The sequence below is a fragment of the Stappia indica genome, from assembly GCF_020177335.1.
GTDB classification, from domain to species: Bacteria; Pseudomonadota; Alphaproteobacteria; order Rhizobiales; family Stappiaceae; genus Stappia; species Stappia indica_B.
The window spans coordinates 559516-580264 of the sequence record NZ_JAIVMG010000001.1 but is presented as its reverse complement, the minus strand read 5'-3'; the positions used below and the strand labels follow the sequence as shown (position 1 = coordinate 580264).

General features: G+C 64.0%; 18 protein-coding genes and 1 tRNA gene. 10 read left to right on the top strand and 9 right to left on the bottom strand.

The window, feature by feature from the left end:
* The first annotated feature begins 84 nt into the window (after nucleotides 1–84).
* The gene (locus LC062_RS02560) at nucleotides 85–2220 is read left to right on the top strand and encodes a sodium-translocating pyrophosphatase (RefSeq protein ID WP_224909443.1); all 2136 of its coding nucleotides are present in this window, start codon (nucleotides 85–87) and stop codon (nucleotides 2218–2220) included.
* Between the two features lie 115 nt (nucleotides 2221–2335).
* Here the strand turns inward: LC062_RS02560 and LC062_RS02555 are convergent, their stop codons facing one another.
* On the bottom strand, nucleotides 2336–2773 hold the full coding sequence (locus tag LC062_RS02555) for an outer membrane protein assembly factor BamE (protein WP_181758410.1): 438 nt from the start codon (nucleotides 2771–2773) through the stop codon (nucleotides 2336–2338).
* A gap of 142 nt (nucleotides 2774–2915) precedes the next feature.
* Between LC062_RS02555 and LC062_RS02550 the strand changes: the two genes are divergently transcribed.
* From LC062_RS02550 to LC062_RS02525, 6 genes are all read left to right on the top strand, one after another.
* On the top strand, nucleotides 2916–3464 hold the full coding sequence (locus tag LC062_RS02550) for a ubiquinol-cytochrome C chaperone family protein (RefSeq protein ID WP_224909442.1): 549 nt from the start codon (nucleotides 2916–2918) through the stop codon (nucleotides 3462–3464).
* Nucleotides 3461–4030, top strand: a complete 570-nt coding sequence (locus LC062_RS02545; protein WP_224909441.1) for a YceD family protein — start codon at nucleotides 3461–3463, stop codon at nucleotides 4028–4030. The genes LC062_RS02550 and LC062_RS02545 overlap by 4 nt, the downstream gene beginning before the upstream one ends.
* A gap of 236 nt (nucleotides 4031–4266) precedes the next feature.
* Nucleotides 4267–5328 carry a phosphate acyltransferase PlsX gene (plsX, locus tag LC062_RS02540; RefSeq protein WP_224909440.1) on the top strand — a complete coding sequence of 354 codons (1062 nt, stop codon included), beginning with the start codon at nucleotides 4267–4269 and terminating at the stop codon, nucleotides 5326–5328.
* Nucleotides 5325–6302 (top strand): beta-ketoacyl-ACP synthase III, encoded by a 978-nt coding sequence (locus tag LC062_RS02535; protein ID WP_224909439.1) that lies wholly within the window; start codon nucleotides 5325–5327, stop codon nucleotides 6300–6302. The genes plsX and LC062_RS02535 overlap by 4 nt, the downstream gene beginning before the upstream one ends.
* 147 nt (nucleotides 6303–6449) lie before the next feature.
* Entirely contained in the window at nucleotides 6450–6767 is a 318-nt protein-coding gene (locus LC062_RS02530) for an integration host factor subunit alpha (RefSeq protein WP_224909438.1), read from the top strand.
* 38 nt (nucleotides 6768–6805) lie between these two features.
* Nucleotides 6806–7489, top strand: coding sequence for a MerR family transcriptional regulator (locus LC062_RS02525; RefSeq protein ID WP_224909785.1), 684 nt, complete (start codon nucleotides 6806–6808; stop codon nucleotides 7487–7489).
* 317 nt (nucleotides 7490–7806) lie between these two features.
* Here LC062_RS02525 and LC062_RS02520 read toward each other — a convergent pair.
* The 5 genes from LC062_RS02520 to LC062_RS02500 form a co-directional block, all read right to left on the bottom strand.
* Nucleotides 7807–7883, bottom strand: a tRNA-Pro gene (locus LC062_RS02520).
* Entirely contained in the window at nucleotides 7861–9165 is a 1305-nt protein-coding gene (locus tag LC062_RS02515) for an O-antigen ligase family protein (RefSeq protein WP_224909437.1), read from the bottom strand. The genes LC062_RS02520 and LC062_RS02515 overlap by 23 nt, the downstream gene beginning before the upstream one ends.
* A 68-nt stretch (nucleotides 9166–9233) precedes the next feature.
* Nucleotides 9234–10793 (bottom strand): undecaprenyl-phosphate glucose phosphotransferase, encoded by a 1560-nt coding sequence (locus tag LC062_RS02510; RefSeq protein WP_224909436.1) that lies wholly within the window; start codon nucleotides 10791–10793, stop codon nucleotides 9234–9236.
* Between the two features lie 18 nt (nucleotides 10794–10811).
* The gene (locus tag LC062_RS02505; protein ID WP_224909435.1) at nucleotides 10812–12050 is read right to left on the bottom strand and encodes a glycosyltransferase; all 1239 of its coding nucleotides are present in this window, start codon (nucleotides 12048–12050) and stop codon (nucleotides 10812–10814) included.
* Between the two features lie 126 nt (nucleotides 12051–12176).
* Entirely contained in the window at nucleotides 12177–12734 is a 558-nt protein-coding gene (locus tag LC062_RS02500) for a polysaccharide biosynthesis/export family protein (protein ID WP_181758417.1), read from the bottom strand.
* Nucleotides 12735–12905: 171 nt separating this feature from the next.
* Between LC062_RS02500 and LC062_RS02495 the strand changes: the two genes are divergently transcribed.
* A complete protein-coding gene (locus LC062_RS02495; RefSeq protein WP_224909434.1) occupies nucleotides 12906–15155 on the top strand; it encodes an exopolysaccharide transport family protein in 2250 nt (749 codons plus the stop codon).
* A 79-nt stretch (nucleotides 15156–15234) separates the two neighbouring features.
* Here LC062_RS02495 and LC062_RS02490 read toward each other — a convergent pair whose 3' ends face one another.
* Nucleotides 15235–16395, bottom strand: coding sequence for a GNAT family N-acetyltransferase (locus LC062_RS02490; RefSeq protein WP_224909433.1), 1161 nt, complete (start codon nucleotides 16393–16395; stop codon nucleotides 15235–15237).
* A gap of 208 nt (nucleotides 16396–16603) precedes the next feature.
* On the opposite strand from LC062_RS02490, the gene LC062_RS02485 reads away from it, so the two are divergent.
* Nucleotides 16604–17677 carry a polysaccharide deacetylase family protein gene (locus LC062_RS02485; RefSeq protein WP_224909432.1) on the top strand — a complete coding sequence of 358 codons (1074 nt, stop codon included), beginning with the start codon at nucleotides 16604–16606 and terminating at the stop codon, nucleotides 17675–17677.
* Here LC062_RS02485 and LC062_RS02480 read toward each other — a convergent pair.
* The gene (locus LC062_RS02480) at nucleotides 17652–17882 is read right to left on the bottom strand and encodes a DUF2842 domain-containing protein (protein WP_224909431.1); all 231 of its coding nucleotides are present in this window, start codon (nucleotides 17880–17882) and stop codon (nucleotides 17652–17654) included. The genes LC062_RS02485 and LC062_RS02480 overlap by 26 nt on opposite strands.
* Nucleotides 17883–18063: 181 nt before the next feature.
* On the opposite strand from LC062_RS02480, the gene LC062_RS02475 reads away from it, so the two are divergent.
* Nucleotides 18064–19149, top strand: a complete 1086-nt coding sequence (locus LC062_RS02475; RefSeq protein ID WP_224909784.1) for a COX15/CtaA family protein — start codon at nucleotides 18064–18066, stop codon at nucleotides 19147–19149.
* Nucleotides 19150–19455: 306 nt separating this feature from the next.
* On the opposite strand, the gene LC062_RS02470 is transcribed toward LC062_RS02475, so the two are convergent.
* Entirely contained in the window at nucleotides 19456–20745 is a 1290-nt protein-coding gene (locus LC062_RS02470) for an O-acetylhomoserine aminocarboxypropyltransferase (protein ID WP_224909430.1), read from the bottom strand.
* Nucleotides 20746–20749: the final 4 nt, after the last annotated feature.

The window sequence follows — 20749 nt, the reverse complement described above, 5'->3', positions numbered from 1 at the left end:
AAGGCTCAGGACAGCTACCGTCATTGGCGGCAGGCCGAAGAAAAGCAAACGCGCGGCCGAGTCGTGTCCTTCAGGGGGGGTGCAATGCTCGAACTTTCTATTGTGATTGTGTGTGGGCTTTTGTCTGTCGCCTATGGCATCTGGGCTGTCGGATCCGTCATGGCGGCGGACGCCGGCAATGCACGCATGCAGGAAATCGCCGGTGCGATCCAGGAGGGCGCGCAGGCCTATCTCAACCGTCAGTACACGACCATTGCCGTGGTCGGGGTCGTGATCTTCGCGCTGGTGGTGTGGTTGCTCGGTTTGCTTGTGGCCATCGGTTTCGCCATCGGCGCGGTGCTGTCGGCAGCGGCCGGGTATATCGGCATGCTGGTCTCGGTTCGGGCCAATGTGCGCACCGCCCAGGCAGCCAGCAATTCGCTCGCGGCTGGGCTCGAAATCGCCTTTCGCGCCGGCGCGGTCACGGGGCTTCTGGTGGCCGGTCTGGCCCTTCTGGGGGTCTCCGTCTACTTCACGCTGCTGACCTACGGACTTGGATTTGAAGCGCAAAGCCGCACGGTGATCGACGCGCTGGTGGCGCTTGGCTTCGGCGCCTCGCTGATCTCCATCTTCGCCCGCCTTGGCGGCGGCATCTTCACCAAGGGCGCCGATGTGGGCGGGGACCTCGTCGGCAAGGTTGAAGCGGGCATTCCGGAGGATGATCCGCGCAACCCGGCGACCATCGCCGACAATGTGGGCGACAATGTCGGCGACTGCGCGGGCATGGCGGCGGACCTGTTCGAGACCTATGCGGTAACCGTGGTCGCGACCATGGTGCTCGCGTCGATCTTCTTCACCGGTGCGGCAGCGCTGGAGCTGATGATGCTGCCGCTGCTGATCGGCGGTGCCTGCGTGGTGACCTCGATCATCGGCACGTTCTTCGTCAAGCTCGGCACCAGCAACTCCATCATGGGGGCGCTTTACAAGGGGTTCGTTGCCACGGCGCTGTTCTCCGCGGTTGGGCTCTTCGCCATCACCTTCTTCTGGATCGGTTTCGATACCAGCTACACCACCTCCGGCGGCGTTACCTTCATTGGCCGCAATCTGTTTTACTGCGGTCTCATCGGCCTTGTGGTGACCGGGCTGATCATCTGGGTGACCGAGTATTACACCGGGACCGACTATCGCCCGGTCCGGGCGATCGCTCAGGCCTCGGTGACCGGTCATGGCACCAACGTCATTCAGGGGCTTGCGATTTCACTGGAAGCCACGGCCCTGCCGGCACTGGTGATCATTGCCGGCATTCTCGCCGCCTTCAATCTGGCTGGCCTGTTCGGTATCGCCATTGCGGTGACGACGATGCTGGCGCTGGCCGGCATGGTGGTGGCGCTCGATGCCTTCGGTCCGGTGACCGACAACGCCGGCGGCATTGCCGAGATGGCCGGATTGCCGAAGGAAGTGCGGGTCACCACCGACGCGCTCGACGCGGTTGGCAACACCACCAAGGCGGTGACCAAGGGCTACGCCATCGGCTCCGCCGGGCTCGGCGCGCTGGTGCTGTTTGCCGCCTATACGGAGGATCTGAAGTTCTTCGCCGCCAATGCGGCGCCGGGCTCCTACTTCGAGGGGGTGTCGGTCGATTTCTCCCTGTCCAATCCTTACGTGGTCGTCGGCCTCCTGTTCGGCGGGCTGCTGCCCTATCTGTTCGGCGGTATCTCGATGACCGCAGTGGGCCGGGCGGCCGGCTCCGTGGTCGAGGAGGTTCGTCGCCAGTTCCGGGAAAAGCCAGGCATCATGGCCGGTACGGAAAAGCCGGACTACGGCCGGGCAGTGGACATGCTGACCAAGGCCGCGATCCGCGAGATGATCATTCCTTCCCTGATGCCGGTGCTGTCGCCGCTTGTTGTCTTTGGGGTGATAACTGCGGTGGCCGGCAAGTCGCAGGGCTTTGCCTCGCTCGGCGCGATGCTGCTCGGCGTGATCGTCACGGGTCTGTTCGTCGCCATTTCCATGACCGCGGGTGGCGGCGCCTGGGACAATGCCAAGAAGTCCTTTGAGGATGGGTTCACCGACAAGGATGGGGTGACACATGAAAAAGGCTCGGAGGCGCACAAGGCCTCCGTCACCGGCGACACGGTGGGCGATCCTTACAAGGACACCGCCGGCCCGGCGGTCAATCCGATGATCAAGATCACCAACATCATGGCCCTGTTGCTGCTTGCCGTGCTGGCGCACGGCTAGGCTGAGAGCGCCGACCGGCAGGACCGTCGGCCATCAAACGGAAAACGCCCCGGCCGAGAGAATCGGCCGGGGCGTTTTCATGTCGCTGCCGGGCACCCCCGGCCGCGGCCGCGTGTCAGAGACCCAGGCTCGGGTTCTGCGCGCCGCGCAGGATCTGCGTCAGGAAGCCGTAATCCGAACCGCCGGTGCGGGTCTTGCGGGTGAGCACATCGATGACCTTGCCGTCTTCCATGCTGTAGTAGCCGGTGTCGCGGACGAAGCCGTCTTCGTCGAAATAGATGGCGACCACGCGCTGTTCCACCAGCTCGGGCTTGAGAAAGGCCGTCGTCTCGCGGGTCTGCGAGATGTAGTAATAGGCATCGCCATTGAGGCGCGAGGTGGTGGAGGGAGAGCCGAGCAGGAGTTCCACCTGTTCGCGACTCGAGCCGACCTGAATGTCGCGGACCCGCTCACTGGAGATGACATGTCCGTGATTGAGCGTGGTCGTGAAGCAGCCGCCGACCGGCAAACTCAAGACACTCACCATCAGTGCGCCGCGCAGCCATCTCTTCATCGCAAACGATCCTGTTGTTTTCTGCAAGCCGAAGCCGATCTATGACCTTGGGATTGGTCAAGCCGGAATGGTCGCCAGTCCTTGGCAAAGTCCCTAACCTGCGATAGGCCACTTGGCAACCGTGGTCCAAACGAGGCACAGCATGGTGTTCGGGTTATTTCGCCGGCGCAAGCGTCCGGAAGTCTTCACGACGTATAGCGCGATCGTGGCGCAGGCGCGGCAGGCGCATTTCTATTCCGACTTGCGCGTCCCCGACACGCTCGACGGGCGTTTTGAGTTGATCATGCTGCATGCGATTCTGCTGTTCGACCGTTTGCGCGGCGAAGGGGATGCTGCATCGGCCTTTGGTCAGGAGGTGTTCGACCTGTTCTTCCAGGACATGGATCACTCCCTGCGCGAGATGGGGGTCGGTGATCTGACCGTGCCGAAGAAGATCAAGAAGATGGCCGAGGCCTTTTATGGCCGGGCGGGGGTCTATAGTGAGGCGCTGGCGTCGGAAAGCCGGCATATGTTAGTCGAGGCGCTGGATCGCAACATCTTTGCCGAGGCATCGGATCTGCCGGCGGCCGCAGCGCTTGCCGACTATGTGCGGGCCGCCTGCGGAACCCTCGGCGAACAGCCGCTGCCGGAGGTGATGTCCGGCAGTCTGAACTGGCCGGAGGCAACCGGCTTTATCGCGAAAGATACATGATGACAGTCAAGGAATTCCCCGTCCGCCGTCCGCAGGATGTCAGCCGGCTGGGTGATCGCACCCTGAAGATCGCGCTGGTTCCCACCGACGCGGAACGGGCAGCGATGATCGAAGCCTACGGACTTCTCTCCCTGCCGGAACTGAAGGCCGATCTTGAGCTGCGGCCCTGGCGCAAGGACGGCGTCACCGTCGAGGGGCATCTTCAGGGACGGGTGTCCCAGGCCTGCGTGGTCACGCTGGAGCCGGTGGAGCAGGTGCTCGATGCGCGGTTTACGGTCCGGTTTGCGCCGGGTGCTGCCGTAGAAGACGTGGACGAGGACGGCGAGATCGTCATTGACGTGCAGAGCGAGGATCCGCCCGATCCGCTTGAGGGCGACGAAGTCGATCTCGGCGCGGTTCTGTGCGAGCAGTTCGCGCTGGCGCTGGATCCCTATCCTCGGGCCGAGGGGGCGCAGGTGCCGGAAGCCTACGCCGATGCTGGTGAAACGGCGGAAAACGGGGGCGAAGCGCCGGCGCGACCGTCCCCCTTTGCGGTGTTGGCGGACCTCAAGAAAAAACAATCCTGATGCGATTGTGCGCGCTGGCGCGGGGCGGTGCGCTTCCTGCACCTGTGACAGGACAGGGAGAAAGCTGTTGTTTCCGTGTCGCAAACAGGTATGTTCCCCGACGCTGCAGACCGCAGGGAAAATGCTCCGGGCGGGTGTTCCGGAGGATGCGACGCGCGGTCTTGCCGTGGCGCGCGCCCGCTGACTGGCGGGCCTTTCAACCGACCGGAAAGACGACGGCCTAGAAGAAACGGACCATGGCGCAGACCATTCGCATTTCGCTCGATGTCATGGGGGGAGACGCCGGTGCCGAGGTTGTTGTGCCCGGCGCCGCGCTGGCGCTGGAGCGGCACCCGGGCATCACCTTCCACCTTTACGGCGATGAGGCGATCATCGCTCCCTTGCTTGACGCCCATCCGGCGCTGAAGCAGGCCTCGACCCTTCACCACTGCGATGTCTCGGTGGCGATGGACGCCAAGCCGAGCCAGGCCCTTCGGCAGGGGCGCTGGCGGTCAAGCATGTGGCGGGCCATTGAGGCGGTGAAGAGCGGGGAGGCGGATGTCGCCGTTTCCGCCGGCAACACCGGCGCGCTGATGGCCATGTCGAAATTCTGCCTGCGGACCATGGCGAATATCGAGCGGCCGGCCATCGCGGCGATCTGGCCGACGGCGCGCGGCGAATCGATTGTGCTCGACGTGGGTGCGACCATCGGTGCCGATGCGCAGCAGCTGATCGATTTCGCGCTTCTCGGCGGTGCCATGGCCCGGGTGCTGTTCGGCATCGAGCGTCCGACCGTTGGCTTGCTGAACATCGGTGTGGAAGAGGTCAAGGGACTTGAGGAGGTGCGCACCGCCGGCAAGCTGCTGCGCGAGGCGGACCTGCACTCCCTGTCCTACTACGGATTCGTGGAAGGCGACGACCTTGGCAAGGGCACGGTCGATGTGGTCGTGACCGAAGGGTTTGCCGGAAATATCGCGCTGAAGACGGCCGAAGGCACGGCCAAGCAGATCGGCGGCTACCTGCGCTCGGCCATGAGCCGGACCTGGCGCGCTCGTCTCGGCTATCTGCTGGCCAAGGACGCCTTTGACCGGCTGCGGCAGAAGATGGACCCCCGCAACGTCAATGGCGGGGTGTTCCTCGGACTGAACGGCATTGTCATCAAGAGCCATGGCGGCACCGACGCGGAAGGCTTCGCCGCCGCGGTCGAGCTTGCCCATGACATGGCCCGCAACGATCTCATGCCCAAGATATCCCAGGATTTGCTTCATTATCATCGCGGCCGGTTCGCGGCGCGGGATGGATCGGAAGGTGATCAGTGACAGTTAAACGTTCCGTCGTTTTGGGAACCGGCAGCTACCTGCCGGAGCGCCGGCTGAGCAACAGAGATCTGGCCAAGATGGTCGACACCTCGGATGAGTGGATCGTTCAGCGGACGGGCATTCATGCGCGCCATATCGCAGCTGAAGGGGAGATGACCTCCCATCTGGCGCTGGCTGCGGCGCGCAATGCGCTGGATGCGGCGGGCGTGTCCGCTGACAGCATCGACATGATCATCCTGGCCACCGCCACGCCGGACAACACCTTCCCGGCGACTGCGGTTACCGTTCAGGCGGAATTGGGGCTGACCACCGGCTTTGCCTTCGATGTGCATGCGGTCTGTTCCGGCTTCGTCTACGCGATGACCACGGCCGATGCCTATCTGCGCGGCGGTCTTGCCAAGCGCGCGCTGGTGATCGGTGCGGAGACCTTCTCCCGCATTCTCGACTGGAACGACCGGACCACCTGCGTTCTGTTCGGCGATGGCGCCGGCGCGGTGGTGCTGGAAGCGGTCGAGGCGGAAGGGACCAACGCCGATCGCGGGATCCTCAGCAGCCACCTGCGCTCCGATGGGCGCCACAAGGAAAAGCTGTTCGTCGATGGCGGCCCGTCCTCGACCCAGACCGTCGGCCATTTGCGCATGCAGGGGCGTGAGGTGTTCCGTCATGCGGTGTCGATGATCACCGATGTGGTGGAGGATGCCTTTGCCGCGACAGGGACCAGCGCCGAGGATCTCGACTGGTTCGTGCCGCACCAGGCCAACCGGCGGATCATCGACGCCAGCGCCAAGAAGCTCGGCATTGCGCCGGAGAAGCTGGTGATCACGCTGGAAGAGCAGGGCAATACCTCCGCAGCGTCAATTCCGCTCGCGCTGGATCAGGCGGTTCGCGATGGCCGGATCCAGCCTGGTCATCTGGTGATGCTGGAGGCCATGGGCGGCGGTTTCACCTGGGGAGCGTCGATCCTGCGCTGGTAACCGGCCATCTATTTGATGGCGGTGTGTTTTTTCTGTCGCGGGCAGCCTTGCGCGGTTGACCCGTCCGGCAGGAGTCAATAGGCTACCGTCTCTTGAGAATGTATCCCTATTTTCTGCCAGATCACGGTTTCTGGCCAAGGAGGGACCATGGGCGGCAGGACTATCACACGCGCGGATCTGTGCGAGGCTGTGTATCAGAAGGTCGGATTGTCTCGCTCCGAGTCATCCGAGCTGGTCGAAAAGGTGCTTTCCGAAATCGCGGACTGCCTCGTGACGGGAGAGGCGGTGAAGCTTTCTTCCTTCGGGTCGTTTGTGGTGCGCTCCAAGGGGGAGCGGATCGGACGGAACCCCAAAACCGGTGAAGAAGTGCCGATTTCACCGCGTCGGGTAATGGTGTTCAAGCCGTCCAACGTGCTGAAAAAGAAGATCAACGAAACCATTCTTGGGAGTGCCGGCGGCGACTGATGACGCTGCCGCCTCGGTAAGGTGTCAAACAGGTGTCCGTGGAAAAAAGTCCCGATGCGTTTCGCACCATCAGCGAGGTCGCCGATGACCTCGACCTGCCGCAGCATGTGTTGCGGTTCTGGGAGACACGTTTCACCCAAATCCGCCCGCTGAAGCGGGGCGGTGGCCGGCGCTACTACCGGCCCGACGATGTCGACCTTTTGCGCGGCATTCGTCATCTGCTTTACGAAGAAGGCTACACGATCAAGGGCGTGCAACGGATCCTCAAGGAACAGGGGCCGCGTTTCGTCATGCAGATCTGGCGCGAGGATGCGCTGACGCTGACCGCGATTGCCGCTGCCGCCGGCCGGACCGAGGCCGGCTCGAACGAGGTGGCGCCGGAGCCTGAGCGTCCGGCCGCCAAGGCGCGCGGCACGCGCAAGAAGCCCGCTGCCAAGCCCACCGAAGCCTGGCCCGATGAAGTGCCACCGCCGGCGGCCCCCGCGGAGCCGGAGGCGGAACCCGGTGAAGAAGAAGCTATCCCGCGCGGCATTCTGCCCGAAGGGGTGAGTGTCGAGCCCGGCACCGCTGGCTGGTCCGGCTTGCGCCTGATGGAGCGGTTTCTCGGCGACAAGGCCGAGGCTGCGGGCGGCGGAGCCTTGTCGCGCGATGACGTGCGCCGGCTTCAGGCGACCCTGTTCGAGCTGCTTGAGTGCAAGCGGATCCTCGATCAGGCCCGGTAGGGCACTCCCGGCTGAACACTGTATCTCCTGAAACCGAACGCGCCTTCGAGACTGTGATCTTCCGGCGTGCGCCAATTGGCGTCGTCGCAAGGCCATGGTGGCCGGGCGAGCGCAGGGGCGCATGTGTCCGAGCCTGCGGGACGGCAGAAACCGCGACAGGGGCGTGCTCCTGAGGTTCGCCAAAGCTTGCTGGATTGTCGGTGTGAACAGATCGCAAGGAGGGGAGGCGGAGCGCCTCGTACCCTTTAGTTCTGGCCTGCGTTGCAAGCTGTCTGGATGATCGCCTGGCTGACCGTCAAAAAAGACCACTTAAAGCGTGGTCGGGCAGGCCGGATTTGAACCGACGACCCCTTCACCCCCAGTGAAGTGCGCTACCAGGCTGCGCTACTGCCCGTTTGTCCATCTGCGAACGGCTTCTTCCTAGCCGTTTGATCCGGGCGGCGCAAGCGGTTCTGTTGCGGTGTGAGCGACTGTGCACAGCGCAGTGGCTGCAGCGCCCCTTGTCGGGCGCGCCGATAGGCCTGTTCCGCGCCGATCAACCCCCAGGCGAGACCGTAGAGCAGATAGAGATGGCGCCACCGGTCGGTGTCGATGATCGCCGACATCAGCATGTGCCCGAGCAACACCATGAAGACGCATTGGACAAAAGGTTGCCAGGGGCGCGGCTGGAACATGAGCGGAAAGAGCTGGCGCACGGTGACGGTCACCAGCAGCAGATAGGCAAACCCGCCAAGCCAGCCATAGGTGGTGAAGGCCTTGAGGTAGCTGTTGTGCTCGTCTTCGGGAAAGAAGTTGCGGAACTGCAGCGGTCCGAGACCGAAGGGGTGGTCCAGCACCATCTGGAAGCCGAGCGAATAGCGGGCGAAACGGCCGAGGCGGGCCGTGTCGTAGTCCTGGACCAGCTTGGCGCGCTGCAGGAACATGTCGGCGACGCTGTCGATCGACAGGGCAATGGCCAGCAGCAACACAAGCCCGCCAAGCCCGGCAATCGCATAGGCGATCAGCCGCAACCGGTCCGGGCCCTTCGGCATGGTGATGAAAACCGCGAGATAGACGCCGATCCCGGCAAAGGCCAGAAGCCCCCAGGCCGCGCGCGAGAAGCTGAGGAACACGCCGATGGTGAGGAACAGCAGGAGTGCGATCTGCGGCAGGGCACGCGTGACCGGACGGGTCAGCACCTGATGCAGCAGCAGAGCCCAGGGGAGCACCAGAAACGGCCCATAGACATTGGGGTCCTGAAAGGTGCCCTTGGCACGGCCGTAGAGGGTGAAACTGTCGCCCGGGAGGAGGTGAAAATAGCCGGCGATGCCGGTGAGGGTGACGATCACCGCGCTGGCGATATAGGCATTGGCGATGATGGAGAGCCGCTCGGGGCGCACCGCAACAATGCAGGCAAAGAAGATCGCCGTCAGGGCAAGAAAGGCGGTGACGGTGATGTAAAGGGCCGCCTCGCCGAAGTCATCCGACATCAGCGAGGAAAACAGCCCGCCGGTGACGAAGAGCACCATGATAAGGAGCAGAGGACCGACCGCCGCCGGAAAACGGGCGCCGCCGATGAGCCACCCGGCCAGCACCACCAGCATCGCCAGTTCATAAGGCGCCGGTTCCCGAAAGACGAAGCCGCCCAGAAACACGAGGCACCAGAGGGCGCCGGCCGCAATGGTTTCCGCTGGCACGCTCCAGCCGCTCCCGGCCGCGCGCGGCCGGGGCGGACAAAGCCAGAGCGGGGCCGGCAGGGTGCGCTTCAATAGGCGTTCTCCGTGTTCAGCAGCGCGAACGGCGTGCTGACGAGGATCTTGAGATCAAACAGGATCGACCAGTTTTCGATGTAGTAGACATCGAACTCCACCCGCTTCTGGATCTTTTCCGGCGTATCGACCTCGCCGCGCCAACCGTTGATCTGGGCCCAGCCGGTGACGCCCGGCTTGACCTTGTGGCGGGCAAAATAGCCGTCCACCACATCGTCCCACAGGGTGTCATTGGTATGGGCATTGACCGCGTGCGGTCGCGGGCCGACCAGGGACAGATCGCCGCGCAGCACGTTGAAAAGCTGTGGCAGTTCATCGATCGAGCTGCGCCGGATGAACTTGCCGACCCTTGTCACGCGCGGGTCGTCCCGGGTCACCACCTTCTTCGCGGTCGGATCGGCCATCTCGTGGTACATGGAGCGGAACTTCAGGACCTCGATCACCTCATTGTTGAACCCGTAGCGCTTCTGGCGGAACAGAACCGGTCCCTTGCTCTCCATGCGGATGGCAATGGCCGTGCCGATCATCACCGGCGAGAGCAGCACGATCATCAGGCAGGCGAAAACCAGGTCGAACGCGCGCTTGGCGATGGAATCCCAGTCGGCCATCGGCTTGTGCACCACATCGACAAAGGGAACCGTGCCGATGAAGGAGGAGGCGCGATCGCGGAAGCGCATCTTGTCCATATGCGCGGACAGGCGAATGTCGACCGGCAGGACCCACAGGGTCTTGAGGAACTCCAGAAGACGCTTTTCCGCCCGCAAGGGGATCGTCACGATCAGCATGTCGATCCGGGCGATCCGGGCGAATTCGACCAGGTCGGCCACTGTGCCGAGCTTCGGATAGCCGGCGACGATATCCGGAGAGCGGTCGCCCTTGCGGTCGTCGAAGATGCCGCAGATGCGGATGTCGTTGTCCTGATGCATCTCGATTTCGTGGATCAGGTCGGCCGCCGCCGTGCCGCCTCCGACAATCACCGCGCGCCGTTCCAGTCGACCTTGGCGGGTCCAACGGCGGGTGAGAATGGACAGGGTGAGGCGCAAGACCAGCATTGCGGCAAGCCCGAGCGCGTACCAGGTTGTCAGCCAGAGTTCGCTGGTGCCGGTCAGGAGGACGCCGGAGGATTTGACGACCAGAAACACGCCGAAGACGAGCGTCCAGGCAATCGTTATCCGCGCACCTTGTGACAGCATCGTCCGCATCACGGGCAACTGGTAGCAGTCGGCCGCCTGAAGGAACGCCACCGCGAGAATGAGTGCCGCCCCCACGAGCAGCAGATGTTCGAGCGCATAGCCGCCAGGGCCGGTGGAGGCGAAGGTTGCCAACCCGGCGAAAATGACGATCGCCATGTCGAGGAGACGAACGGTCCCTCCGAGAACCGAGGGCGAGATAACGGAGTCTTGCAGGCTCTCGGCGATTTCCAGCGCTTGCGGCGACAGTTTCGAGCCGGGATGCCGGGCCTCCTGTCCGCTCTCCTGCTTGCGCCTGGTGGCTGCATCGTCCTTTTCAGGCGGCAGGATGTCCTTGAGAAAACGCACGGTTGGATCATTGGTCATGGCGCGGGCCCCACCCTGTTACTCTGGCTTGCGCCGTACTGCCTGCGCCTTGGATTCTGCAAGCGCACCGGTTGAAAGAAATGCGGGCGCTTCTGTCCCCGTGGTTGCGCCACGCGGCTTCGGCTCGCGAATGGTGACATAGAGCGAGGTGATTCGATCGCTCATCAGCTCCACATTGAAGGTTTCCGACAGGCATTGGCGCTGGCCGACAGCACGGCGCTGCATCCCTTCCGGGTCGGCATAGGCCGCAGCCATGGCGCCGGCAAGCTCTCCTGCGTCCCCCGGCGTCACCAGCCGGTCGGCATAGCGGCCGAAAATCTCAGGGATGCCGCCAACGCGGCTGGCAATCAGCGGCACTTCGGCGGCCACCGTCTCCAGAACGATGTAGGGCATTGCCTCGGCGCGAGAGGGCACCACGACGCATTGTGCCTTGCGGAAGGCATCGCGCGCGGGGAGGGGACCTGTGAACCGCACGGTTTCGCTCAGGCCGTAGTCTCTCACCATTCTTTCGTAGCGCGGGTGGTCGTCGCCTTCGCCGACGATCAGGGCGCGGGGCGTGAGGCCCTGCTCGCTTTTCATGCGGTGCAACGCCTTGATGAACAGATCCGGTCCCTTGAGGTCGCGCAGCATGCCGATGAACACAAAGTCGGCGGCATCCGGGTCCGGTTTGACCTTCGAAAACTCTTCCGGCGAGAGGCCATTGTAGACGACCCGGGCCGGGGCCTTCGGCGTCATCACCTTGGCTTCGTAGGCGGCGTATTCGTAATCGGAGACGAATACGAGCCCGTCGGTGAAGCGCTGCTGGAGGCGCTCCAGGGCGAAGTAGACCTTTCCTTCAAGACGGGCCGGATCGTAGTGCAGGCTGCCGCCATGAGGGCAATAGATGCGGGTGACCTTCTTTCCGGACATGCGCAGGATGGTGCCGATCGCCCGGGCGAAGACACCGCCCTTGGCGCCGTGGCCGTGAATGACGTCCGGGGACAGGTCGCGGATGTGCCGGTAGAGCCGTAGGGCCGAGCGCAGGTCGCCCGGGGTGACCTGCCGGCGCATCGGAAAGCGCGCCAGCCCAAGCGCAAGTTGCGGAGCGAGCCGTGCAATGGCCGCGTCCTCGAATGGGCCGCCGGTGCTGGAATCGCAAATCACGCCGACCTGATGCCCGGCACGAGTCTGTGCAAGGGCAAGGTCGGCAATATGTCGAAAGATCCCGCCGATCGGGGCGCGAACGATATGAAGGATGCGCAAGGGCGCGGCGGTCATCGGAAACTCCCTTGTTCGACGCAAGGTGCACGTCCGGATTATGCTTCCGGTTGGCACGAGGTCGACCCTAGCAGGGAGGAGTGAGTCGCAGGTTAATTCCGACGATGCAGGGACTTGCGGCCCTTCTTAGAAGAACCGCTCGCGCACGTAGATGGTGTCGCCAGGGCGCACCGGATCGGTGATCGGCACGCGGCCGCTGATGACCTCGCCGTTGATCTGACGGGTGATGTCGACGGTGCCATGCAGGGCGCGGGGGGAGAACCCGCCGGCGGTAGCAATCGCATTCTGGGCGGTCATGCCCGCCACATACGGATACTGGCCGGCGTTGGTGACCTCGCCCATGACGAAGACCGGGCGATAGGTGGCGACTTCGATGGAGACGTCCGGGTCGCGCAAATAGCCGTTTTTCAAGCGCTTTGTAACGGTCTTCTCAAGCTCGCGAAGGGTCAGGCCGCGCACGGGAACGCTGCCGATCAGCGGCATGGAGATGTAGCCGGCCTGATCGACGGTGTAGGTGTTGTTGAGATCCGCCTGGCCGAAAACGATCACTCGCAGAACGTCCGAGGAATCGAGCCGGTAGGGCTTGGTAAGAATGTCATGGAACGCGGTCGGCGGTTGACGGTAGCCGCTGCAAGCGGCGAGCATCAAGGCCAGAGCCATGACGAATGCGGTGCGCGTGATCATGCCTGTCTCCTGGGGCAACTGCGCCAGTATTTTCCGCATCATGGTTAACGGGCAGTGAATCAACGGGAAATGAATTGGGCATCAATGAGAAAGCGCCGACTTTCCGCCGGTTAACGGTCCGCTTACCATAATTCCCGACAATGGGCTCCAGGATCTCGCGGAGTAATAGTCATGAATCAGCCCCAGCCCTCGGGCGCGGATGAAAGGGTCGAGATCGACCTGTCCGCGATACTTGGCGCCCTGCGTGGTGCCTTGCGCTGGTTGCTGCCGCTGTGCGCGGCGGTTGCGCTGATTGCTCTTGTCGGGTTGCAATTCGTTTCCCCCAAATATCGCGGCGAAGCCAAGGTGCTGATTGAAACCTCCGGCCCGGTCTATCCGGGGGACGCGCGCGGCGCGGAGGAAGAGCGGGCTCTGCTGGACGGGGAGGGGGTTGCCAGCCAGGTCGAGTTGCTGATGTCCCGCGATCTGGCGCGCCGTGTGGCCAAGCGCATGGATCTTGCCGCGGTTCCGGAGTTCGGCGGTAATGGCTCCTCGGGGCTGGTGACGGATATGTTCATCTCCCTGGGGTTGATGCGCGATCCGGGGCGTACCTCGCGGGAAGAGCGGGTGCTGAAGAAGTTTTATGAGAACCTTGAAGTCTACCGGGTAGATGGTTCGCGGGTCATCGCTGTGCGTTTCGTCTCACGGGATCCGGAACTTGCCGCGGGTGTCGCCAATGCGCTGGTCGAGGAGTATCTCAACCTGCAGTCGACAGTGAAGCGCGAGACGACGGACTTCGCCGCGACGGCACTGGAGCCGCAGATCGAGCGGCTGCAGCAGGAGGTAAAGGCGGCGCAGGAGAAGGTCGAGGCGTTCCGCTCGCAGGCCGACCTGTTGCTTGGCGCGGACAATCAGACGCTGGATCAGCAGCAGCTCGGTGAAATCAGCACTGAGCTTTCCGACGCACGCGCCGCCCAGTCCCAGGCCGAGGCCCGGGCCAATCAGCTCCGGCGCCTTCTGAAGCAGGGTGGTTCGCTGGACAGCGCCAGTGAGGTGCTGAACTCGCAGCTGATCCAGCGGCTGCGTGAGCGCCAGGTGGAGTTGCAGGGGCGGATCGCCGAACTCTCGACCACCTTGCTGCCGAACCATCCGCAGATCCGGGCTCTGCGCTCGCAGCTCACCGATTTCGACCGGCAGATTCGCGGCGAAGCGGGCAAGGTCATCGCCGGTCTTGAGAACGACGCGAAGGTGGCGCGGGATCGCGTTGCTTCGCTGAGCGCAACCTTGAACGAGTTGAAGGCGCGGGCGGCCAAGTCGAACGAGGATCAGATCCGCCTGCGCGAACTGGAACGGGAAGCCGGCGTCAAGGCGGCGCAGCTCGATCAGTTGATGATCCGCTACCGCGAGGCGGACACCCGGCGCAATGCGACGGTGCTGGCCGCCGATGCCCGTGTCATCTCCCGGGCCACGGTTCCGCAGGAGCCTTTCTCGCCCAAGGTCCTGCCGATCACGATTATCGCAACCCTGGCAACGCTTGTGCTCGGCGCTACCTGGGTCGTGCTGGGGCAGTTCCTTTCCGGCCGGGTCTTTGTGTACGTGCCGCTGGCAGACGGAGAAGCCTCCGACAGCCCGGCGCCGCCGGCGATGCCGACGCCAGTGACCACCGCCGGATTTGGCGCGGGCGCTTTTGGTGCGGCCAGCTATGCCCGTGCGGGTGGCGGTGCCTTTTCCTATGGCTTTGGCGCGCCCCAGACGGTCACCCCCGCTCAGGCGGGCGCGGCTGCGCCGACCGAGGCGCCGGAAGCGGCCCAGGCAGAGGCGCCCGCGGGCGATGAACCGAAGATGAGCGCCGCGGAAACGGCGGCGTCAGCCTATGCTCCGGTTTCCCGTCCTGCGCAGGACCGGCCCCGCCGGATTGCCGTTCTCAGTGTCGACAACGATGAAGTGGCGCAGGAAGTGGCGTTCCGCCTGGTGCGGGAGGCGGCCGAACAGGGCGTGTTGCCACTGTTTCTGGAGGTGCGCCCGGATCTCGCCGATCCGGAGGCCGTGGCCGGGTTTGCCGAGCTTCTGGATGGCAGCGCCTCGTTCGCCGGGGTGATCTATCGCGATACGGCCTCGCGCGCGCATGTGATCGAGTCGGGCCGCCAGCTCATCGACGATGACCTGGCGCAGAGCGGCCGTTTCGAAACGCTGATGACCGCCATCGACCATACCTACGACCAGGTGTTCTTCGATCTCGGGTTGATCGACGATTCCCTCATCAGCGCGCAGATCCTGGCCATGGCCGATCAGGTGGTGGTGGCGTCCGGCGGATCGCCGGCAGGCCCGGAGCTGGAAGAGGCGCTGCGGATGCTGGAAGAACACACCGGCGCACCGGTGGCGATCGAAACCGTGAGCCGGGACGACGGCGGCAAGCGGCCACGCTCCGACATGGCGGCCTGACAGACGGCAGGCTCTCGGTTGCGTGAGTAGGAGGCGATCAGGCTGTTGGAAGGGCTCCCGCAGAGGCAGCCTCACCGCCTCAGAGCGGCAGGCCGAGGCGGCGCAGTCGGCGGACGATGGCCCACAGGCGCGGGGAGTTGCGGATATAGCGTTTGCTGTTGCGCAGCGCACGCACGCTCATCTCGGCGCAGCGGCCCTTGAACGTGACCGGGATCTCGATATCCATCAAGACCTCCTTGTCCGCCCAGGCGGTCTTGTAGCGCTCCGCGCCCAGACCGAAGTCAAAGGTCGCGGCGCCGAGCGCGCATGCCTCGGCGACCACATGGTTCAGCAGGATGTCGCCAGGGCTGCAGGCGGCCACGTCCTCGCTGATGCTGTTGGTGTAGGCGTGGAACCGGTCGAACTGGAGGCCGGACAGATAGGTCGCCTTGACCGCGTCGCCGACGATCAGGGCGTGGATCATGAAGCTGTCCGATCCGTCGTCGAGAGCCTTTGTGAGCTGCTCCGACAAGAACGCCCGAACGTCTTCCGGCTCGAACACATTGGGAATGCCGCTGCTTTCTTGCCGCGCGCCGCGCTGCGCGATCAGCGTATCGAGGAAGGAAAGCGCAGTTGCCGCGTCCCGCGCACGCTCGATGCGCACCGGCCCGATCTCGCCGAGTTTCTTTTCCTTGGTCCGCAGCTTCTTGCGCGCGCTTGAACTGCGCCGCGCCTTGTAGAGCGTATCGAAGTCGGGGATCAGTGGCAGGGCGTGAATTGCGTTGAGGCTTTCGATCGACGCTTGATCAACCAGGGGGTGCACACGTCCGTTGATCTCCGCCGGGACATATTTCAGATCGAAGAGGTCAATGCCGTGGCGCCGGCCGATGGAAATCAGGGCCTTCCGGAGGGTGCGCCCGTGAATGCCGGCAAGGATGTCCCGGCGCCACAGGCCACTGTTCTGATTGCCATGGAAGTCGGCGAGAAAGCGGGCGATGGTCAGGGTGCCGCCGGCCGCGCGCATCAGTCCCAGCGGCAGCAGGAACGCCGGCTTACCCTCGATCGTCCCGACGACGATCAGCGCTTCGATGCCCCGCGCCCGTCCGACATGGTGTTGCCAGGACGACAGCCAGTCGTAGCTGGTGAAAAGCGTGCCGAACGCGTTTTCCTGAAGGGCGCGCCATTCCACCTCGACCTCAGCGGGATCATTGGCGGCGCGGATGGCGAAGTCGCCGGACTCCAGCATGGCATCGATCCTCATGGCTTCTGCATCCATCTCTTCCCAGGTATGTGCGGGGAGCCGGAAGGCGGGGGGCGCAGAGGTTGCTGACATCCGTGCGTTCTCTCGTTCTCAGTCCAATTGGATGGCCGCCGTGAGGCGTTATTGCAATTTCAAATAGCAAGGAGTTCTAAAGAAAACGTCGCTAGGCTCGCGCCTGTGTTATCGGGACGCTCGGGAAGGGGCTGGAATGGACGTGCGCCGGCAGATCCTTGGAAGTGGCTGCAAACTGCTTCACTGGAGCGGCATCGGGCGTCTCTTGTCGCCGCTGACAGCCGGCAAGGGCCTCATCTTCACCCTGCACAGCGTGCGGACAGGGAAAGCACATGGTGACTTTCTCCCCAACAGGCACCTGTCCGTCACCTCCGATTTTCTGGAGCAGACCATCGAACAGGTGCGTGGTTCCGGCTTCGATTTCGTCTCGCTGGACGAGGCGGTCGACCGGATGGGGCAAAGCGGCGGGCGCCCCTTTGCCGCCCTGACCTTCGATGATGGCTATCGCAACAATCTCGACATCGCCTATCCGGTCCTGAAGCGACACCAGGTGCCCTTCACCATTTTCGTCACCAGCGGCTTCGTGGATCGGACCTCGGAAATCTGGTGGGAAGCGCTGGAGCGGATCGTTGCTTCGGCCGAGGCGATCGAAACACCGGTCGGCGAACGGATGCAGCGGTTGCCGACCAATACCCCCGCACGCAAGAGGCAGGTCTTCGACAGGCTGCTGAAGTGGTATTCGCTGGATCTTGGCGAACGGTCGCAGCGGATGGAGATCCGGCGGCTCGCCGAGCACCATGGGCTGGACCTTGCTGCGTTGGCCGAGGAGCTCATCCTCGGTTGGGATGACATCCGCAGGCTCTGCGCCGATCCGTTGTTCAGCCTAGGTGCGCATACGCACAATCACTTCGCGCTGGCCCGCCTGACTCGCGACGACATGCGCGCCGAAATCCGGCAGGGCCTTGAGCGGTTCCAGGCGGAACTGGGGCTTCGGCCCACCATGTTCGCCTATCCCTATGGTTTCGAGGCTGCCGTGAACCACCAGTCGACGGAGGCGGTGCGCGAGTTCGGCTTTCGTGCAGCGGTGACCACCCATCCGGGCGTCCTGACCGGCGGCGAGCCGCTGTTGGAGCTGCCGCGCGTGTCGCTGAATGGCTACTTCCAGGATCGGGCGATCATTGCCCAGTATCTCACCGGCGCGCCGTTCCCGGTGCTCAACGCCATGAAGCGGATCCGCAGCCGGCTTAGTCCTCAGCCTGCTTGCGGCTGATTGTCGCGGGGCGCTCCATCCACCAGATCAGCGCGCCGGCGGGAATGGTCCAGGCGATACCGGCGATGGCGAAATAAAGCATCTGCACGGCTGTATGGGCGTTTTGCAGCGTCATGTCGCCAATCACCATGGCGATGAAGGCGTAGACGATGACGAAGGTCACCAGAATCACCATTCCAATGAACTTGCGCAGGCGAGAGGGCATGGGCGTTGTCGTCCGTATCAGCGGGAGAGGGCGCGCGGCAAACCGCGCTTGTCCGCTGCATGTGTCACATTCTCCGGGCGCGTCAAGCCTTGTCATTCGCGGCCACGGTCTGTAACCGGCTTTGAGGGGAGGCTCCGAGCCAGCTTCAGGCACGGGTCAGGGCGGAGGAAACATGACGGATATGGCAGTGTCTTTCGAGCACACGGCAGAGCAGCGCGCGCGCGACCGGCGGGCCATTCGGGTCTGGCTCTATGGCGTTTGCCTGCTGATCTTCGCCATGATCGTGGTCGGCGGCGCCACCCGACTGACCGAATCCGGCCTGTCGATCACCGAATGGAAGCCGATCCACGGGGTGATTCCGCCGCTCTCCGTTGCCGAGTGGGAGGAGGAGCTGGAGAAATACCGCCAGATCCCTGAATACCAGCTCATCAACAAGGGGATGTCGCTGGCGGAGTTCAAGTTCATCTACTGGTGGGAATGGAGCCACCGCTTGCTCGGCCGGGTGATTGGCGTGGCCTTCTTCCTGCCGCTGGTCTGGTTCTGGGCACGCGGGCGGGTGGAACCCTGGTTGCGCCCCTGGCTGATCGGAGGCTTCGTGCTTGGCGGCATGCAAGGGGGGATCGGCTGGTGGATGGTGGCCTCCGGTCTCGTCGACCGGGTCGATGTCAGCCAGTACCGACTGGCAACCCATCTGACGCTTGCCTGCCTGATCCTTGCCTATCTGCTTGCGCTGGCTCGCCATCTGGCACTGGCGCCACTGGACGGCCCGGCGCGCCGGGGGAGGGGCCGCTACAGCGGCGCGGCGGGGGGGCTGCTGGCGCTGCTCGGCGTGCAGATCTTCCTCGGCGGGCTGGTCGCGGGTCTCAATGCCGGCCTCACCTTCAATACCTGGCCGCTGATGGATGGTGCCTGGATCCCGGATGGGCTGTGGCTGATGCAGCCGGCGTGGCTCAATCATTTCGAAAACGTGTTGACGGTGCAGTTCCAGCATCGCCTTACCGCCTATCTGCTGGTTCTGGCGGCCGTCTGGATGGCTGTCCGGGTATGGCGCAACGCGAGCGCCCGCGCCCTGCGTCCGGTGGCGCTGGCGGTGGTTGGCGTGCTGTTCGTGCAGATGACCCTCGGCATCTTGACCTTGCTTGGCCATGTGCCCTTCACGTTGGCCCTGTTCCATCAGGGCTTCATCGTCATCGTGCTCGCGGCCATGGTCGAGTTCTGGATCCGCGCGAGGCTGCATACAGGCGATGTGGCGCGGGCGGCCGGCTGACGAGACGGTTTTCAATCCTCGGGAGATGAAACAAAGATGGACCGGCAAGCCCCCGGGCCATTTGGGTAAGGACAATTCGTCTGAGTTCGTCATCCCGGACGCAGCGTAGCGGAGATCCGGGATCAGGGAGCCACAACGTGTCGGCTCCAATCCATTGGAACGCTTGCCTTCCGGCTCTCCGATCCCGGGTCGCGCTGACGCTTGCCCGGGATGACGCCGTGAGGGGCGGTTGTCCTTTTCAGCAGTCTGTCAGGCCGGGGAGATGCTCCCCGGCCCGTTTGTTGTTGTGCCGCGCTGTGAAGACGGTCAGCCCTTGACGCTGGCCAGCGCCTGATCCAGATCGGCGATGATGTCTTCCGCGTCTTCCAGGCCGACGGAAATCCGCACCACGTCGGGGCCAGCGCCCGCCGCCGTCTTCTGCTCGTCGGTGAGCTGGCGATGGGTGGTGGAGGCCGGATGGATGATCAGCGAGCGGGTGTCGCCGATGTTGGCAAGGTGGGAGATGATCTCGCAGTTGGAGACCACGGCAACGCCGGCGTCATAGCCGCCCTTGACCCCGAAGGTGAACACCGCGCCGGCGCCCTTGGGCATGTATTTCTGGTGCTTGGCGTAGTTCGGATCGCCCGGAAGTCCGGCGTAGGACACCCAGCTGACCTTGTCGTGCCCATCGAGATATTCGGCGACCTTCAGCGCGTTGTCGCAATGACGCTGCATGCGGAGCGGCAGGGTTTCGATGCCGGTCTGCAGCAGGAAGGCGTTCATCGGCGAAATCGCCGGTCCGAGATCGCGCAGGCCCAGCACCCGGCAGGCGATGGCAAAGGCGAAATTGCCGAAGGTCTCGTGCAGCACCATGCCGTTGTATTCCGGCCGGGGCTTGGACAGCATCGGGTAGTTCTCGCTGGACGACCAGTCATAGGAGCCGCCATCAACGATGACGCCGCCCATGGAGTTGCCGTGCCCGCCCATGAACTTGGTCAGCGAATGCAGGACAATATCGGCGCCATGCTCGATCGGCCGGCAGAGATAGGGGGAGGCCATCGTGTTGTCGACCACCAGCGGCACGTTGCGCGCCTTGGCGATTTCGGCAATCGCGGCGATGTCGGTCACCACGCCGCCCGGGTTGGCCAGGCTCTCGATGAACACGGCGCGGGTGCGGTCGTCGATCAGATCGGCGAAGCTCTGCGGGTCTTCCGCATCCGCCCATTTGACGTTCCAGCCGAAGCTCTTGAACGAATGGTTGAGCTGGTTGATCGAGCCGCCATAAAGCTTGTTCGCCGCGACAATGTTGTCGCCCGGGGTCATCATGGCGTGGAAGGTCAGCAACTGCGCGGAATGGCCGGACGCGACGGCAAGCGCGGCGGTGCCGCCCTCAAGCGCGGCGACCCGCTCTTCCAGCACCGCCGTGGTCGGGTTGGTGATCCGGGTATAGATGTTCCCGAACGCCTGCAGGCCGAACAACGAGGCGGCATGGTCGACGTCATCGAACACGAAGGAGGTCGTCTGGTAGATCGGCGTGGTGCGCGCGCCGGTGGACGGGTCCGGTTGGGCGCCCGCGTGAATGGCGAGCGTCGAGAAGCCGGGAATGCGGTCAGTCATGGAA

What these genes read in the sequence shown, in the direction of transcription:
- LC062_RS02550 (WP_224909442.1), top strand. Translation starts at nt 2,916, where the DNA reads ATGGTGTTCGGGTTATTTCGCCGGCGCAAGCGTCCGGAAGTCTTCACG.
- LC062_RS02485 (WP_224909432.1), top strand. Translation starts at nt 16,604, where the DNA reads ATGGACGTGCGCCGGCAGATCCTTGGAAGTGGCTGCAAACTGCTTCAC.
- LC062_RS02480 (WP_224909431.1), bottom strand. Translation starts at nt 17,882, where the DNA reads ATGCCCTCTCGCCTGCGCAAGTTCATTGGAATGGTGATTCTGGTGACC.
- LC062_RS02495 (WP_224909434.1), top strand. Translation starts at nt 12,906, where the DNA reads ATGAATCAGCCCCAGCCCTCGGGCGCGGATGAAAGGGTCGAGATCGAC.
- LC062_RS02505 (WP_224909435.1), bottom strand. Translation starts at nt 12,050, where the DNA reads ATGACCGCCGCGCCCTTGCGCATCCTTCATATCGTTCGCGCCCCGATC.
- LC062_RS02545 (WP_224909441.1), top strand. Translation starts at nt 3,461, where the DNA reads ATGATGACAGTCAAGGAATTCCCCGTCCGCCGTCCGCAGGATGTCAGC.
- LC062_RS02490 (WP_224909433.1), bottom strand. Translation starts at nt 16,395, where the DNA reads ATGAGGATCGATGCCATGCTGGAGTCCGGCGACTTCGCCATCCGCGCC.
- LC062_RS02470 (WP_224909430.1), bottom strand. Translation starts at nt 20,745, where the DNA reads ATGACTGACCGCATTCCCGGCTTCTCGACGCTCGCCATTCACGCGGGC.
- LC062_RS02510 (WP_224909436.1), bottom strand. Translation starts at nt 10,793, where the DNA reads ATGACCAATGATCCAACCGTGCGTTTTCTCAAGGACATCCTGCCGCCT.
- plsX (WP_224909440.1), top strand. Translation starts at nt 4,267, where the DNA reads ATGGCGCAGACCATTCGCATTTCGCTCGATGTCATGGGGGGAGACGCC.
- LC062_RS02500 (WP_181758417.1), bottom strand. Translation starts at nt 12,734, where the DNA reads ATGATCACGCGCACCGCATTCGTCATGGCTCTGGCCTTGATGCTCGCC.
- LC062_RS02560 (WP_224909443.1), top strand. Translation starts at nt 85, where the DNA reads ATGCTCGAACTTTCTATTGTGATTGTGTGTGGGCTTTTGTCTGTCGCC.
- LC062_RS02475 (WP_224909784.1), top strand. Translation starts at nt 18,064, where the DNA reads ATGGCAGTGTCTTTCGAGCACACGGCAGAGCAGCGCGCGCGCGACCGG.
- LC062_RS02555 (WP_181758410.1), bottom strand. Translation starts at nt 2,773, where the DNA reads ATGAAGAGATGGCTGCGCGGCGCACTGATGGTGAGTGTCTTGAGTTTG.
- LC062_RS02530 (WP_224909438.1), top strand. Translation starts at nt 6,450, where the DNA reads ATGGGCGGCAGGACTATCACACGCGCGGATCTGTGCGAGGCTGTGTAT.